The sequence below is a fragment of the Staphylococcus sp. GDY8P57P genome, from assembly GCF_017892585.1.
Lineage (GTDB): Bacteria > Bacillota > Bacilli > Staphylococcales > Staphylococcaceae > Staphylococcus > Staphylococcus borealis.
In genome coordinates, this window is the sequence record NZ_JAESLK010000116.1 from 304 (window position 1) to 763 (window position 460).

At 22.2% G+C, this 460-nt stretch carries 1 protein-coding gene; it reads right to left on the minus strand.

Annotated elements, in window-relative coordinates; all coding sequences use genetic code 11:
- On the minus strand, window positions 1-460 hold a 460-nt coding region (locus KA878_RS14465; RefSeq protein WP_245336772.1), incomplete at both ends, for a peptidoglycan bridge formation glycyltransferase FemA/FemB family protein.

The following is a 460-nucleotide window of genomic DNA, read 5'->3' on the forward strand; positions in this document are numbered from 1 at the left end:
CAGCAGCTAAATCAATAATTTCTCCATCTGTTTCAATTAATCGTTTAATTTTATCTATTTTTTTATTAGAGCTATCTAGTCTTTGTAATAGATTATTAATAGCTGTTTTTTGTTTTTTAGAATTAGGGTTTTCTTTTAATTTATTTTCTGCTAATAATACATCATTTTTCAATTGTTCATCTTGTAATTCTAAAGATTTTAAATAATCTTTTAAGTTAATTGTAGCAATTTTAAGCATTGAATTATCATGATATATTTTTTGCATTTCTTTAAAGTAATCTAACCCTCTAAAAGAAAATCCGTGTTTTTCTTCAGCCATTTTAAATAATTTGAAAAATCTTTCTGTTTCATTTATATTTAAATCTTCAATTTGAACATTCATTTCTTCGGTTTTTTTGATATTACGTCTTGTTTGATAATTCATTTCTTTGAGTAATTCATCTTCTGATTTATCTTTTAA